Source organism: Kitasatospora sp. NPDC002965 (assembly GCF_040611255.1).
Lineage (GTDB): Bacteria > Actinomycetota > Actinomycetes > Streptomycetales > Streptomycetaceae > Kitasatospora.
The window spans coordinates 134,992-149,159 of the sequence record NZ_JBEXNT010000002.1; the positions used below are offsets into that span (position 1 = coordinate 134,992).

Below are 14,168 nucleotides of genomic sequence, written 5' to 3' on the forward strand. Positions count from 1 at the left end.
TCTCTGGTTCAGCGGGCGGTGGTGTGTGGCGGTGGATGGCCCCGGAGCCGGTCAGGCCGTCCGCATGGTGATCTGCCAGCCGGTGTGGGTCGGGGCGACCTTGGCGACCTGGATCAGCGGCCGGCACGGCCACGGGACGGGGCCGCCGTGGGTGTAGCTGCAGGAGGCACAGCAGGGGGAACCCCACGGGTCGGTGGGGACGGTGGAGGGGGTGTGCTCGCGAACGGCCGTGTCGAAGTCGGTGGCGGTGGGGGTGGCGGTGGCGGTGGTCTGCACGGTGTGTCCTCTCGGTGGTGGTGGGTCAGGCGGTCCAGGCGATGCCGTGCTCGGCAGCCCAGGCCTGGTCTGCGGCGCCCTCGCGGGCCCGCCGCCGGGCGGCGAGCTGCTCGCGCAGCTCGCGGCCGGTGCTGGTGTCCGGCTCGGGCCCGGGGACGGCGGCCGCAGCCGCGCACAGAGCACACGGGACGGCCACGGTCGGGTGGTCGGGGCACCGGGGCCGCGCCGGCCGGGCGGCGGCCGGCGCCGGATCGGGGTCCGGCCGGGGCGCCGGAACGGGCCGGGGCCCGCGCTGCGCCCGGCGTCGGTCGGCGGCGACGTCGCGGGCGTGCTCGGTGCGCAGCTCGCAGGTGCGGCATGCGCGGCCGTCGACGGCGTCCCGGCCGTCCTCGCAGTGCGGCAGGTCGCAGCCGCGCCGGACCAGGCCGATCTCGGCGAGCCATCCGGAGGGCCGGCGGACGTCGGCCGGGGAGATCCGGGCGTAGCGGCGTACGAGCCGGGCGGCCACGCGGGCGACGTCGCCGTCGGCGTCCCGGATCGCCTGCCCCACAGCCCGGGCGGCCTGCCGCTGCTCCCAGCGGCTCATCCGGTGAACCAGCGTCGGGATATGGGCGAGAACGTGGTAGATCGGCTCGGTAACGGTCAAGGGGGGAAGGGAAGTTGGGGGTTCCGGCGTAGCCGACGGGCGGGCGGGACGATCGGCGGCCGGCCAGGTGCTCGCGGGCACGCCCGTGTCGCGCGGTACGGCGGGATCGGCTACGCCGGAGCCGCAACCGCCCACGGCGGCAGGCCTATTGGAAAGATCTTGTTGTAGTGATCTTGCTTGTCCGGTCGATCCGGCAGGGGTGGTGACGGCCGGATCGGCAGGGGTGGTGACGGCCAATCCGGCAGGGGTCGCGATGAGGTCGGCGGGGTCGAACAGGCCGAGCTGGCCGTCGATCTCGGCGTGCGGAACGGGAGCCGGCGGGGCGCAGCGGCGGGCCTTGGTCTGGCGGAGCGGGATGTCGAGGGCGAGCTGGGTGGGTATGCCGGGGATCGGGGCGGGGTGGACGGTGTAGCGGGCGGCGCGGCCGGTGGTGTCGGTGCGGGTGATCCAGCCGGCGGCGGTGAGCTCCGCGACGGCGGCGCGGGCGGCACCCTGGCCGATGCCCGCCAGGGTGGCTATCAGCGCGATGCTGGTGGGCGAGTCGAGGTGCTCGCGGACGGCCAGGACCGCGTAGGTGCCGAAGAGCGCACCGGGGAGCCGGTTGCGGGCGTAGGAGCTGACGCACACCCACAGGACGTCTTCGTCCGGGTCGGGCAGGACCAGGACGCGCGCGGAGGTGCCGCCGGGGCGGCGGACCGCGCGGACAAGGCCGGCTCGCTCGGCGGCGCGCAGGCCTGCGCCGACGGTGTCGGGGTGCAGGTCGAGGCCGCCGGCGAGCGTGCGGTCGGCTGCCCAGCAGTACCCGTAACGGCCGCGGGCGTAGTCGCCGACGGTGGTCACGGCACGAAGGTGATCGCCGGTCAGCACTGCGACCCACGGCAGCGGGAAGCGGGTGACGAACGGGGAGGGGTGCGCCGGGGTCTGCCCGGTGCCGGTGGTCGGATCGGGCTGGACAGCGGCGGCGGCGGGCCGCGGCATGGTGCTCCAGGTGGGTCCGGGGGTGGCGCTCGGGGGGCGCGGGACGGTGCCGCCGCGCCCCCCGAGCCGTACGGGGCGGCCGGTCTACGGCTGCGGGGCGAGGCCGGCCGCGGTGAGTCCGGCGACCAGGTCGTCGACCAGGTCCGCCGGGACGTCGCCGTCCCGGCCGCGGAGCGCGTTCGCGACGGCGGCGCGCACCCGGGCCTCGGCCGTGGTCGGGTCGTCGAACAGCGCGTCCTGACGGGGGTCTCTACGGGACGGGTTGCCGGCGCCGTCGAGGTAGTACACGGCGGCGGGGGTCTCCCCCTTCGGGGCCGTGAGGACAGTGCTCATTGCGACGCTGAGCGGTCCGCCCTCGACGTGTCCGCGCGGGGGCTCGACGACGACCAGCAGGGTGAGCTTGCCCTTCTTGCCGTGTCGGGCGACCGCTCCGAACAGTTGGTGCAGCTCGGTTGACGCGGCCTCGTGGACGCGGCCGCCCATGTGGTCGATCAGCACGTCGGCGAAGGGGCGGGGGGCAGGGTCGGGGTGGATTTCACCGGTGTCGAGGTCGAGACGGGCGTCGAGCATCAGGGAGCCTCTCGGGGGACGGCGGGCGGAGGGGGCAGACGGCGCGGTGCGCGGCCACGCCGATCTGGACGAGTCGGATGACGGCGGCCTCGCCGAACGCGGCGTCGGTGTGACCGCAGCGGCACAGGTAGTCGGCGCTGGGCGGGATGTACGGCCCGTAGTAGGGCCGGGGGCCGGACCCGAGCACGACGTGCAGCCCGGGGGAGGTCCGGCCGGTTGCCGTGGTCGGGTCCGCAGTCACAGCCGGGCCCGGACCGGTCTGGGCCCGGGGCCGGCGGGCGGCGCGGGGTAGGCCAGCGGGCGGCCGGCCGGGCGGGGCTCGGCCTTCGACCGGGCGGCGCGGGAGTCCTGCTGGGCCTCGTGGACCAGCTGCTCGACCCACGCCGCGACCAGACACAGAGCGGCGATGATGCACAGGGCGAGGAGTAAGCGGCTCACAGGGCACCACCCAGGGCACCGGCCGGGCGCAGCTCGGCGAGGGCGACGCCGTAGGTGGCGCAGCTGCCGGAGCACCACCAGCGGCCCGGTTCGCGGGAGCCGGTGATCCGGGTGTAGACCCATCCGTCCGGGGTCGCGCTGGTGACGGCGCCGACCTCACCGCATGCCTCGGTGGGGCACGCCCGGCCGACGGGCCGGGCGGGGATGTCCGGCCGGGACCCGGTCAGGCCCTTGTTCCACTCGTGCGCGGACCGCGGCGCCGACGCCGCCGCGCGGGCACGCTGGTCAGCGTTGTAGGCGGCCCGGCACCCGCACGGGTCACCGTCGGGGATCGGGATCTGGCGGTTGCGGTGCTGGCGCCACCCCTTGACGGTGCCGTGCTCGGTCGGGGCCCGACGGGAGCTCATTCGACATCACCGACCGTCAACCGGACCCTGACCGGGGTGATGTAGTACTCGGTGTTCGCGCCGTCCGCGCGCAGGTACGTCACGCCGTCCGGCTCGTCGTCCAACCGGTCCCAGACCATCACGGCCTCGGGCTGACCCTGCATCGCGGCCAGCACACACACGGCCTCGGCGACGTCGCGGGAGGCGTAGAGACCGATCAACTCGGTCTCCCAATCGGCCCGGTAGACGGTCGCGGGCCGGGTACGCAGGAGGCCGGCGGCGGCCAGCGCGTGGGTGACCGCGGCGGGCGTCGGGTCCTGCCCGAACATCGCCCGCACGACCAGCTCGGCGGCGTGGATGATGTGCTCGTCGGTGGTCACGCGGTCACCTCGGCAGACGCCTGCACCGGCACCCGGGAGCTGGTGTTCAACAAGACCGGAATCCCGTCGACCGTGCACCTCGCGGTGAGGTAGACGAACGCGCTGGTTGTCCTCGACGTCACCTCGGCGCCCAGCTGCGCCGCCCACGCCGTCAGCGCGTCGGCGTCCTCCCACGCGTAGATCTCGACCGTCGGCATGTCCTGCCACTGGTACGACTCCACAGTGATGCGGGTTGGGGCCGGCGTCAGCGAGGGCACGAGTCTGCCCACGAGAGCGTGGGCGGCGGCGAGTCGGGCGTGAGGGTCGGTGGATTCGTCCACCGTCACCGGGGCCGGGACCGCGCGCAGCTCCTCGACCTGGTTGTCAGCGTCTCGGAGCTCCCTGTCCAGGATCAGGACCTCGGTCACCAGCTCACGCAGGACCGGGACCACCTGCCGCAGGAGACGCTGCATCAGCGTCCGGGTGCGCAGAGACCACGTCATGGCCCGGGGGATCAGGGTGTCGAGGTCGCCCTCGTAGATCGCGGCGAGTCGCTCGGTCGTCGGGGCGCCGGCGTCGCGCGCCGAGGAGAGGATCTCGGTGGCGCGCTCGAAGGTCATGGGCCTGGTCACACCGACACCGCCGTCCGGGCCGACGCGGTGTAGGGGACGTGGGCGAAGATGGTCACGCTGTCGTCGCCGTGGGCAATCACCAGCGTGTACTCCAGGCCGCCGGGCCGGCGGGCCGAGGAGACGACGGCGGTCGGGATCGCCCGGATCCAGGCGTGCAGGGCGACCAGAGCGTCCGGGCCGTCGAACCGGCCGCTGATCGTTCCGTCGGGCTCGACCGTCCACGTCGGGGCCGGCGCGGCCGTCGCCGCCGCGGCCTCGGTGAGCCGCTGCCCGACCCGGAAGGCCGCATACTGCGCCCTCGGGTCGCTCAGCCGGTTGTTGCTACGCTTCATGGGGTCCTACTTCCGGTGTGAGAGCTGGGTAGGGCCGGGCCGCATCCCTGGAGTCCAAGCCGGGGGGCGGCCCGTTGCGTTTCAGCGACCGGGCGATGCCTGGACGCGGATGTACTGGCGGATCTGGCCAGAGACACCGTCTGGGAGCTGACGGGAGACTCGGACGACGGTCAGGGCCGGGCTGTCGCGCAGCGCGGCGAGTGCAGCCGCCGCGATATCGGCTGTGCCTGTGATCCGGACGGTGGTACTCGTCGCCGCTGGGGGAGTAGGGGCGGTCACGGTGGATCAGGCCATAGCTCGGCCACGGGCGCCGAGCGGGACGAGGGTCGCCCAATCGCGCCGAGTGGTGCCGGGCAGCTCGGCGACCGGGCTCACGGAGAAGAGCGCCCGGATCGCGGTGACGTGCTCCGGGAAAAACCTGACCTGCCGGCCGTACTTCTCGTGAGGCAGCGTCCGGATGCGACGCCGCAGCCAGCCTTCGGTGACGCCGAGGAGCTCAGCCAGGCCGGCATAGGTGAGGTAGGGGCTGGGAGAGGGGACTACGGGGGAGGGGGAGGACATGGGCACTCCTGACACGCTCGATGTCGCTCGATGTCGCTCGATGCCGCTCAGTGCATCTCTGATCGCAAACGCGAGCATAGGTGATGCCGAACGCGATTGCGAGCACTTCGACCGCCCTTGCGTGCAGACCGGCCCCTTAAGCCCCCACTAAGGGATGCCTAACCCGCCGCCATTGTCCTGATCTCGACCATGCATCCCGGGGGTACCCGCTGTTACGTTGTTCGCGAACGCGAGCACTCTGCGCGCTCGCGAGTACCCCTCGGGCCGACACGAGGGGGAAGCCCACGAAGGAGTGCGCCATGCCAGGCCCCGGCCCCGGCTCGACACAGGAGGACCCCACACGGGGCGCCCTGTCCATCCTCGTCCGAGCAGCTCTTGACCGACCGGGGATGTCCGCCCGCCGGCTCGCCGCGGAATCTGTCGACCCCGAAACCGGCCAGAAGCCGGGCCCCACATGGCTGGGCGAGCTCGCGCGGGGCGAAGTCTCCCGCGCGCCGGAACCTCACGTCCTGCGCGCCATTGCGGCGGGGACCGGCCTGCCCCTCGTGGAGGTCCAGGCGGCCGCGGCCGCCCAGTTCCTCGGGTACGTGGCCACGGAGCTGACGGACCTGCCAGATGACGTGCGCGCGATTGTCATGCTCGTTGCAGAAGCAGACCCGAGCGAATTGCCTCGCGCGAGGGCCGTTCTAGAGGCCCTGATTGCCCATAGAACCGGAAAATCTCGGTCAAATGAAGTTTAAATCCGAACATCGCCGATACGGAGCGGGCACCTCCTGTTGCTGAGCGATATTCGGGTGTACGTTCGACCCGGCCTCGCGATGATGACGTCGACCCAATGGCGGGTCGCCGAGAGTGGGGGTTGGTGTGCGGACTCGTGTCACCCGTGAACTAGCGCTGCTGGACGACGGCCTGCCGCTCTTGTTCACGGTTATCGTCGACGAACTGGTCATCGTCGGCGATTCACGGCGCTTCTCGGACGTTCAGCTGTCTGAGGCGTGCGGGCAGATCCGAGCGTGGGTGGAGGAGAACGAGCTCACCGCTGAGGGTGCGTTCGAGCTGCTGGCGCCCTTCGGTCAGCAGCTGGTGACGTGCGGCAGCGGGGACCTCCCGCCGGTAGATCACTCCTCGGTGTGATCACGACGAAAACGGGCCCCCGGGAAACCGGGGGCCCGTCGTCGTTCAGGCCATGACGGTGGCCGGTGCGGCCTTCAGCGCGGCGCGGACATCGGCAGGTACCTCGGGCGCCAGCGCGGCCTCCATGGCATAGGAAACTGCGGCGATCAGGTCGTCGTCCAGGATCGCCAGCAGGTGACCGTACCGGTCCACCGTGGTCTGGATCGACTCGTGTCCCAGACGGCCAGCGATCGCCGGCAGCGGGACGTTGCGCGCGATGAGCCACGCGGCGTGGGTGTGCCTGAGGTCGTGAATCCTCGGGCGCTTCGTGAGGCCGTCGGCGGCCGCGGCCTCGATGGCCGGCAGCCAGCGCAGCCGCCGGAACGATGCCGGGTACCAGGCCCCGCCCTCGGGCGCAGTGAACAGGAGATCCTCTTCACCCTTCCCGCGGGCAGCCCGGTTGAGGATCGACACGAGCAGCGGGGTGAGCACGATGGTGCGCCGGCTCTTCTTGCTCTTCGGCGACCCCGTCGTGCGGGACCCCTCCTCGTTGTACTTCCAGGTGCGGCTGATCCGCAGGGCCGGGCGGCCGCCGATTCGGACGATGTCCCGCTTCTGGAGCGCGGTTACCTCGCCCCACCTCGCCCCGGTACCGAGCAGAATTTGAACCAGGTCCACGGCGTCCGGGGCGAGGTACCTGATCAGTAGGCCGGCCTCCCAGTGCTCCAGGAACGTCATCTCCTCAGAGTCGCCGTCGTCCGCCCGGGGCAGCTTCGTTTCCAGACACGGATTCGCGCTACGCAGTGGCGCCTTCCCGGATGCGGCGGCCTGGAGGATGGCGGACAGGAGGCCGTGGTGGTCCCGCGCGGTCTTGGCGGAGTACTTGCGGCGCTTCCGGCCTGGGGGGTCGTGGGGGGCCGGGCGGCCAGCCGAGATGTCGTTGAACCAGAGCTTGACCGCATCGCCGGTGATCGACTTCTCGCCGTCGGACACGGTGAGGCCCTTGAACCAGGGGATCATGACCTGATCGATCATCCGGCGATACTTCCTCTTCGTGTCCCCCTGCACGGCTGTGAGAAGGCTCACGTAGGCCGGCGCGTAGTTCTCGAAGAGGTTCGCCGGGTCGACCTCGACGGGCGCTTCCTCCTCCTCGACGAACCCCTTACCGCGGACCCACCCGGGCGGCCAAGTCTCGCCGTACCCCTGCACGAGGTCCCGGAAGCGTTCGGCGCTCTCGTGGTCTCCGAACCGTTCGGACTCCTGCTTGCCCGTTCGGGCCCCGCCGTCACGCCACGTCACGGTGTACGTGACTCCACCAGTGGCTTTCTGACGCTCACGTATGGATGCCATGTGCTGACACTACGCCCGGCTGTGTTGACGTTGGTGTTGACGCGCTTTGAACATGAAGACGCCCCCTGACCCGTTTTCCCAGGTCAGGGGGCGAATGTGAACTGTGGAGCTTAGGAGACTCGAACTCCTGACATCTGCCTTGCAAAGGCAGCGCTCTACCAACTGAGCTAAAGCCCCGGGGCGGCATCGTGCGCACCGCCGGGCACTAGCGTACCCGGTCCCGGCGCGAATCCCACGCCCTGTCCCGGCACTCCTGCCGTACGGGTGGGGAAAGATCCGGTCGGTCCGGCCGCAGGGCCGGACCGACCGGACCGGGAGGCGCCGTGCGACGCCCCCGAAGATCGTCGATCGTCAGATCGTCGGCGTCCTCAGCGACCGGCCGGGACCGGGTCGGTGGCCTCGGTCCACAGGTCCTGCTCGGCGCGGTCCGCCTGGACCTGACGGTAGACAAAGAAGCCGCCGAGGGCGACCAGGGCGACCAGGAGAAGCTTCTTCACCGCGGGACCTCGTCCTTCTTGCGTTGGCGGACTCAGTAGCCGTGCACCGACCGGGTTCGATCGGGCCGACGAGTCCATGATTCCTTACGAGCACGAAAGGGCGGTCGGGTTGGCAGACTGCCCTTGCGGCCGATGATACACACCGGTGTCCCAATCGTGACCAGCCACCGCTGCTCCAACCGACCCGTCCGGTCGGAGGATTGACGCCACACCTCCTGTCGTACGGTCGGCCCGGCCCCGAACCCCCGCAGAGCCCCCCTGGAGCCCCCTCGAAGCCGTCACGGTTCCTGCCCACGGGAGGGGGGCACCACGACCGCCACACCGGCCGCCAGATCCACCCTGGTCCGGGGCGGCGCACCCTCGCCCTCCTCGTCGCGCAGCATCAGCGAGCTCTGCCGTTCGTCCAGCTGGTGCTGCTTGCCGGCCGCGAACTGCGCGTGCAGCTGCTCGAAGCCGGTCGCCGAGATCTGCCCCTCGCGACCCGTCCCCCGCCAGGGCACCAGACGCGACTTCCGCGCCTTCAGCGCCAACTGGTCGACGAAGGCCAGCGCCACCAGGGCGCAGACCAGGCCGGGGATGCTCATCGCCCAGAACACCGCCATCACGCCACCGTCTCTCCACCGGGTGCCGCCCGCCGACGGGCGGTCCTCACCCGTACAACCCCCGGACGGCGCCCACGGTTCCACCTCCGGAGCACGAGAACGCCGAAGGGCCCGGAGCGATGCTCCGGGCCCTTCGCGGTGGTGGGGCTAACAGGACTTGAACCTGTGGCCTCTTCCTTATCAGGGAAGCGCTCTAACCGTCTGAGCTATAGCCCCTTGCCGCACTGAAAGATTAGCGGACCGATCGCCGATCCCCCAAATCCGATTCACCCGGGGCAGCGGCAGGGGTTCCCGGGACGGGCTGGTGGGGGGCGGTACCGGAGGAGCGCAGCCACTCCTCGCGGGTGGCCGCCAGGCCGGCCGAACCGCCGGCGGTCGTGCGGACGGCGAGGACCTGGTTGACGCCGATCCGGTTCTCCTCGAAGGCCAGCGCGGAGGCCGCCATGTACAACCGCCAGACCCGCGCCCGGCCCCGGCCGACCAGCCGGACCGCCTCCGTCCAGTGCGCCTCCAGGTTGGCCACCCACTCACGCAGGGTCAGCCCGTAGTGCTCGCGCAGCGACTCGACGTCGCGCACCTCGAAGCCGGCCTCCTCCAGCAGGGAGACCGTGGGACCGACCGGGGAGAGCTCGCCGTCGGGGAAGACGTAGCGGTCGATGAACGGGCTCGGACGGTACGGCTCGCCGGGGACGTCGGGGCGGCGGGCGATCTGGTGGTTGAGGAGCCGGCCGCCGGGCACCAGCAGCCGGTAGAGGCCCTCGGCGTAGGCACGGTACTGCGCGGCGCCGACGTGCTCGGCCATCCCGACGCTGGAGATCGCGTCGAACGGGCCGTCCGGGATCTCCCGGTAGTCCTGGAGACGGATCTCCACCCGGTCGGCCAGACCGGCCTCCTCGACCCGCTGCCGGGCCAGCGCGACCTGTTCGGCGGAGATGGAGACGCCGACGGCCGTCACGCCGTAGTGCCGGGCCGCGTGCAGCACCAGCGAGCCCCAGCCGGAGCCGACGTCCAGCAGCCGCATCCCCGGCCGCAGGCCGAGCTTGCGGCAGATGAGGTCCAGCTTCGCCTCCTGGGCCGCCTCCAGGCTCCTGGCGGCGGGCTCCCAGTACGCGCAGGAGTACACCAGCGACGGGCCCAGGACCAGCGCGTAGAAGTCGTTGCCGACGTCGTAGTGGTGGCTGATCGACGCCCGGTCCCGGCTCCGGCTGTGCAGCCGTCCCGCCGGGCGGGCCTCCTCCGGCGGCGGCACGGGGCGGGGCCCCAGCGCGCCGGCCCGCAACAGGGCGCCCGCCGCCCGGCGGCCCTTGACGCCCACGACCTCGGCCGGGCCGAACCGCAGCCGGCGGATCTCGGGGCGCTCGACGAAGTGGGCGACGTCGCGCAGCACCTCGTAGAGGTCGGTGCCGGGGGCGACCTCCAGGTCCCCCGAGACGTAGGCGCGGACCAGGCCCAGTTCGCCGGGCTGCCAGAGCAGGTGGCGCAGCGCCCGGCGGTTGCGCAGGACCAGCGTGGGCGCCCCCGGCGGCCCCGCGACGCTGCCGTCCCATGCCTGGATCCGCAGCGGTACCGAGACCCCGAGCAGCCCGTCCAGGGCCTCGACCAGTCGCCGTGCGAGCTCCGCCATCGTGCGCCTCCGTCCTGCCGTACCTGCGCAGCCGTACCGGACCCGGCCGGTGGGACCGGGGAGGCCTGTGGCGGTCGGAACTCGGAACGAGCGCGTCCAGCTAAGCCCACCGCGACGGAGGCCGATTCGGACGGCACGCCGCGGGGACCGGCTGTCACCCGGATGCCGACGGGCCCCGCAGGCTGCAACAGCCTGCGGGGCCCGTTCATTTCCGTCCGCGGACGAAGATCCGTCCGTGCGGCGGCAGCTGACCCGGGATCACTCCCGGAGGGTCAGTCCTCCTCGGCGAGGGTCAGCTCGATGCCGCCGGTGAAGCCGGCCGCCGCGTTGTAGATGAACGCGGAGAGCGTGGACAGCGCGGTCAGCAGCACCACGTCGACCACGGCGATCAGCGAGGTGAAGGTCATCACCTTGCCGAAGCCGACGTAGTCCATCAGGTTCAGGCCGCCGCCGTTGTTCTCCGAGGCCGTGATGTCCTTCAGGGTCTTGGCCAGCGAGTCGAAGACGCCGAGCGAGTCCAGCGTCATCCACAGCACGGCCGCGGCCACGATGATGATGATCCCGACCGCCAGCGACAGCAGGAAGCTGACCTTCATCACCGACCACGGGTCGGCCTTGGTCACGCGCAACCGGGCCTTCCTGGTCCGGCCGCCCAGGCCGCCGACCGGCGCCGCCGCCGGAGCGGCGGGTCGGCGGGGGCCCGCGGCGGGCGTCCCGCCGGGCGGCGTGTTGCCGCCGCCGACCCGGGTACCCCGGGGCGGGGTCGGCTGCCCCTTGGCGTAGGTGGTCGGCTGCGAGAACCCCGACCCTCCCGCCGGAGCGCCCGGCGGGGGCGGCGGGGCCTGCTGGCCGCCGTAGGTCGCCCCGCCCTGTCCCGCCGCGCCGACCGGGGGCATCAGCGAGGTGGACGCGGAGGGGTGTTCGGCCGGCGGCTGCGGCACCCCGTAGCCCCCGCCGCCCTGTGCTGCGCCCGGACGGCCGCCGGTGGCTCCTCCCGCAGCACCCGTGGCTCCACTCACTGGTCCTCCCGCACTTCCCACCAGGGCGGCGACACCGCCCTGCGTCGTCACTCGTCATCCAGCGCCCGGCGGGATTGCCCGGTACTGGTCGGCCGGCCGGTCCCCACGCGCCGTCTCACGGGCGCGTCGGTACCGGCCGACACGGTACGAGGTCAGGCCTCGGCGGTCTCCCCGCCCGGCGCCGTCTCCGTACCTTCGGCCACCTCGGTGGACTCGATGGCCGCCACCTCGTCCTCCGCCGACTCATCGTCCTCGGCCTCCGCTTCCGCGTTGCGGGCCATGCCCACCACCGCGTCGCGCTTTCCGAGGTTGATCAGTTGGACGCCCATGGTGTCACGTCCGGTTTCACGAACCTCGGAAACCCTTGTGCGGATCACTCCACCGGACAGTGTGATCGCCATGATCTCGTCGCTCTCGTCGACGACCAGCGCGCCGACCAGCGAGCCCCGGCCCTCGACGATCTTCGCCGCCTTGGTGCCGTAGCCGCCACGTCCCTGGACACGGTACTCGTCCACGCCCGTCCGCTTGGCGTACCCGCCGTCGGTGGCGGTGAAGACGTACGTCCCCGGCCGGACCACGTTCATCGAGAGCAGTTCGTCGTCCTCGCGGAAGGCCATGCCCTTGACGCCGGACGTGGCGCGCCCGGTGGACCGGAGCGCGTCGTCGGTCGCGGTGAACCGGATCGACTGGGCCTTCTTGGAGACCAGCAGCAGGTCGTCCTCGGCGGAGACCAGCTCGGCGCCGATCAGCTCGTCGTCCCGGCCCTCCTCGTCCTGCCGCAGGTTGATCGCGATCAGGCCGCCGGAGCGGGGGGAGTCGTAGTCCTTCAGCAGCGTCTTCTTCACCAGGCCGGCCCGGGTGGCGAGGACCAGGTACGGCTTGTCCTCGTAGGTCCGGACGGCCATCACCTGGGCGATCTGCTCGTCCGGCTGGAAGGCCAGCAGGTTGGCCACGTGCTGGCCGCGGGCGTCGCGCCCGGCGTCCGGCAGCTCGTAGCCCTTGGCGCGGTAGACCCGGCCCTTGTTGGTGAAGAACAGGATCCAGTTGTGGGTCGTCGTCACGAAGAAGTGGTCGACGAGGTCGTCCTGCTTCAGCTGGGCACCGCGGACGCCCTTGCCGCCGCGCTTCTGCGAGCGGTAGAGGTCGGAGCGGGTCCGCTTGACGTAGCCGCCACGGGTGATCGTGACGACGATGTCCTCCTCGGCGATGAGGTCCTCGATGGAGAGGTCGCCGTCGGACGGGATGAGGGTCGAACGCCGCTCGTCGCCGTACTTCTCGACGATCGCGGTGAGCTCCTCCGAGATGATCTCGCGCTGACGGGTCGGCGAGGCCAGGATCGCGTTGTACTCGTCGATCTTGCGCTGCAGCTCGTCGTGCTCGTCCATGATCCGGCGGCGCTCCAGGGCGGCCAGCCGGCGGAGCTGCATCTCCAGGATCGCGTTGGCCTGGAGCTCGTCGATGTCGAGCAGGGCCATCAGACCGCTGCGGGCGGCGTCGGCGCTCTCCGAGGCGCGGATGAGCGCGATCACCTCGTCGATCATGTCCAGGGCCTTGAGCAGGGCGCGCAGGATGTGCGCGCGCTCCTCGGCCTTGCGCAGCCGGAAGGTGGTGCGCCGGACGATGACCTCGACCTGGTGGTTGACCCAGTGCCGGATGAAGGCGTCGAGCGAGAGCGTGCGCGGCACGCCGTCGACCAGGGCCAGCATGTTGGCGCCGAAGTTGGTCTGCAGGTCGGTGTGCTTGTAGAGGTTGTTCAGCACGACCTTGGCGACGGCGTCGCGCTTGAGCACGACCACCAGGCGCTGACCGGTGCGCGAGGAGGACTCGTCGCGGACGTCGGCGATGCCGGCGACCCTGCCGTCCTTGACCAGGTCGGCGATCTTCAGGGCGAGGTTGTCCGGGTTGACCTGGTAGGGCAGCTCGGTGATCACCAGGCACTGGCGGCCCTGGATCTCCTCGACCTCGACCACGGCGCGCATGGTGATCGAGCCGCGACCGGTGCGGTGCGCCTCCTCGATCCCGCGGCGGCCGACGATCAGGGCACCGGTCGGGAAGTCCGGGCCCTTGATCCGCTCCATCAGCGCTTCCAGCAGCTCCTCGTTGGAAGCCTCCGGGTGCTCCAGCGCCCAGAGTGCGCCGGAGGCCACCTCGCGCAGGTTGTGCGGCGGGATGTTGGTGGCCATGCCGACCGCGATGCCGGTGGCACCGTTGACCAGCAGGTTGGGGATGCGCGCGGGCAGGACGGTCGGCTCCTGCGAGCGGCCGTCGTAGTTGGAGGCGAAGTCGACGGTCTCCTCGTCGATGTCGCGCATCATCTCCATGGCCAGCGGCATCATCTTGCACTCGGTGTAGCGCATGGCCGCGGCCGGGTCGTTGCCCGGGGAGCCGAAGTTGCCGTTGCCGTCCACCAGCGGCATCCGCAGCGACCACGGCTGGGCCAGGCGGACCACGGTGTCGTAGATCGAGGTGTCGCCGTGCGGGTGGTAGTTGCCCATGACGTCGCCGACGACGCGGGCGCACTTGTAGTAGCCCTTCTCGGGGCGGTACCCGCCGTCGTACATCGCGTAGAGCACGCGGCGGTGCACCGGCTTGAGGCCGTCGCGCACCTCGGGCAGCGCTCGGCTCACGATGACGCTCATCGCGTAGTCGAGGTACGAGCGCTGCATCTCGGTCTCGAGCTCGACCGGCTCGATCCGCAGGGTGATCGCGGAGGCGACCTCGGGGGTCTCGGGCTGCTCGCCTTCGGGACGGTTGTCGTCGACCACTGGTGGTCAGTTTCCTTTCA

16 protein-coding genes and 2 tRNA genes are annotated in these 14,168 nt (G+C 71.7%); 1 reads left to right on the top strand and 17 read right to left on the bottom strand.

The features are described from left to right. Positions 1-51: 51 nt before the first annotated feature. From ABZY91_RS01680 to ABZY91_RS01720, 9 genes are all read right to left on the bottom strand, one after another. Entirely contained in the window at positions 52-276 is a 225-nt protein-coding gene (locus tag ABZY91_RS01680; RefSeq protein WP_355399048.1) for a hypothetical protein, read from the bottom strand. A 25-nt stretch (positions 277-301) separates the two neighbouring features. Continuing rightward, positions 302-1,900, bottom strand: coding sequence for a hypothetical protein (locus ABZY91_RS01685; RefSeq protein WP_355399050.1), 1,599 nt, complete (start codon positions 1,898-1,900; stop codon positions 302-304). A gap of 84 nt (positions 1,901-1,984) precedes the next feature. After that, positions 1,985-2,470 carry a hypothetical protein gene (locus tag ABZY91_RS01690; protein WP_355399052.1) on the bottom strand — a complete coding sequence of 162 codons (486 nt, stop codon included), beginning with the start codon at positions 2,468-2,470 and terminating at the stop codon, positions 1,985-1,987. 237 nt (positions 2,471-2,707) lie between these two features. Then, positions 2,708-2,908 (bottom strand): hypothetical protein, encoded by a 201-nt coding sequence (locus tag ABZY91_RS01695; RefSeq protein ID WP_355399054.1) that lies wholly within the window; start codon positions 2,906-2,908, stop codon positions 2,708-2,710. Next, entirely contained in the window at positions 2,905-3,315 is a 411-nt protein-coding gene (locus tag ABZY91_RS01700) for a hypothetical protein (protein ID WP_355399056.1), read from the bottom strand. The genes ABZY91_RS01695 and ABZY91_RS01700 overlap by 4 nt, the downstream gene beginning before the upstream one ends. Next, positions 3,312-3,674 carry a hypothetical protein gene (locus tag ABZY91_RS01705; RefSeq protein WP_355399058.1) on the bottom strand — a complete coding sequence of 121 codons (363 nt, stop codon included), beginning with the start codon at positions 3,672-3,674 and terminating at the stop codon, positions 3,312-3,314. Before ABZY91_RS01705 ends, ABZY91_RS01700 begins: the two co-directional genes overlap by 4 nt. Beyond that, positions 3,671-4,285, bottom strand: a complete 615-nt coding sequence (locus ABZY91_RS01710) for a hypothetical protein (protein ID WP_355399060.1) — start codon at positions 4,283-4,285, stop codon at positions 3,671-3,673. Before ABZY91_RS01710 ends, ABZY91_RS01705 begins: the two co-directional genes overlap by 4 nt. Then, positions 4,282-4,617 (bottom strand): hypothetical protein, encoded by a 336-nt coding sequence (locus tag ABZY91_RS01715; protein ID WP_355399062.1) that lies wholly within the window; start codon positions 4,615-4,617, stop codon positions 4,282-4,284. Before ABZY91_RS01715 ends, ABZY91_RS01710 begins: the two co-directional genes overlap by 4 nt. Positions 4,618-4,902: 285 nt before the next feature. Beyond that, the gene (locus ABZY91_RS01720; protein WP_355399064.1) at positions 4,903-5,178 is read right to left on the bottom strand and encodes a DNA-binding protein; all 276 of its coding nucleotides are present in this window, start codon (positions 5,176-5,178) and stop codon (positions 4,903-4,905) included. 864 nt (positions 5,179-6,042) lie between these two features. On the opposite strand from ABZY91_RS01720, the gene ABZY91_RS01725 reads away from it, so the two are divergent. Continuing rightward, on the top strand, positions 6,043-6,312 hold the full coding sequence (locus ABZY91_RS01725; protein ID WP_355399066.1) for a hypothetical protein: 270 nt from the start codon (positions 6,043-6,045) through the stop codon (positions 6,310-6,312). A 45-nt stretch (positions 6,313-6,357) separates the two neighbouring features. Here the strand turns inward: ABZY91_RS01725 and ABZY91_RS01730 are convergent, their stop codons facing one another. The 8 genes from ABZY91_RS01730 to gyrA all read right to left on the bottom strand — a co-directional run bounded on the left by ABZY91_RS01730 (position 6,358) and on the right by gyrA (position 14,148). Next, on the bottom strand, positions 6,358-7,641 hold the full coding sequence (locus ABZY91_RS01730; protein ID WP_355399068.1) for a site-specific integrase: 1,284 nt from the start codon (positions 7,639-7,641) through the stop codon (positions 6,358-6,360). 104 nt (positions 7,642-7,745) lie between these two features. Continuing rightward, positions 7,746-7,818 (bottom strand) — tRNA-Ala (locus ABZY91_RS01735). A gap of 191 nt (positions 7,819-8,009) precedes the next feature. Beyond that, complete coding sequence (locus ABZY91_RS01740; protein ID WP_014137031.1) at positions 8,010-8,138, bottom strand: DLW-39 family protein; 129 nt, start codon at positions 8,136-8,138, stop codon at positions 8,010-8,012. Positions 8,139-8,416: 278 nt separating this feature from the next. Then, complete coding sequence (locus ABZY91_RS01745) at positions 8,417-8,740, bottom strand: DUF6191 domain-containing protein (protein WP_329884794.1); 324 nt, start codon at positions 8,738-8,740, stop codon at positions 8,417-8,419. Positions 8,741-8,879: 139 nt separating this feature from the next. After that, positions 8,880-8,956, bottom strand: a tRNA-Ile gene (locus ABZY91_RS01750). A gap of 16 nt (positions 8,957-8,972) precedes the next feature. Next, positions 8,973-10,364, bottom strand: a complete 1,392-nt coding sequence (locus ABZY91_RS01755; protein WP_355399070.1) for a cyclopropane-fatty-acyl-phospholipid synthase family protein — start codon at positions 10,362-10,364, stop codon at positions 8,973-8,975. A 272-nt stretch (positions 10,365-10,636) separates the two neighbouring features. Beyond that, positions 10,637-11,383 carry a DUF3566 domain-containing protein gene (locus tag ABZY91_RS01760; RefSeq protein WP_329884796.1) on the bottom strand — a complete coding sequence of 249 codons (747 nt, stop codon included), beginning with the start codon at positions 11,381-11,383 and terminating at the stop codon, positions 10,637-10,639. Between the two features lie 152 nt (positions 11,384-11,535). Continuing rightward, entirely contained in the window at positions 11,536-14,148 is a 2,613-nt protein-coding gene (gene gyrA, locus ABZY91_RS01765) for a DNA gyrase subunit A (protein ID WP_329884797.1), read from the bottom strand. Positions 14,149-14,168: the final 20 nt, after the last annotated feature.

Bases quoted from the DNA above. Each gene is read 5' to 3' on its own strand.
- ABZY91_RS01700 (WP_355399056.1), bottom strand. From the start codon at position 3,315: ATGAGCTCCCGTCGGGCCCCGACCGAGCACGGCACCGTCAAGGGGTGG.
- ABZY91_RS01745 (WP_329884794.1), bottom strand. From the start codon at position 8,740: ATGGCGGTGTTCTGGGCGATGAGCATCCCCGGCCTGGTCTGCGCCCTG.
- ABZY91_RS01720 (WP_355399064.1), bottom strand. From the start codon at position 5,178: ATGTCCTCCCCCTCCCCCGTAGTCCCCTCTCCCAGCCCCTACCTCACC.
- ABZY91_RS01715 (WP_355399062.1), bottom strand. From the start codon at position 4,617: ATGAAGCGTAGCAACAACCGGCTGAGCGACCCGAGGGCGCAGTATGCG.
- ABZY91_RS01730 (WP_355399068.1), bottom strand. From the start codon at position 7,641: ATGGCATCCATACGTGAGCGTCAGAAAGCCACTGGTGGAGTCACGTAC.
- ABZY91_RS01690 (WP_355399052.1), bottom strand. From the start codon at position 2,470: ATGCTCGACGCCCGTCTCGACCTCGACACCGGTGAAATCCACCCCGAC.
- ABZY91_RS01685 (WP_355399050.1), bottom strand. From the start codon at position 1,900: ATGCCGCGGCCCGCCGCCGCCGCTGTCCAGCCCGATCCGACCACCGGC.
- ABZY91_RS01755 (WP_355399070.1), bottom strand. From the start codon at position 10,364: ATGGCGGAGCTCGCACGGCGACTGGTCGAGGCCCTGGACGGGCTGCTC.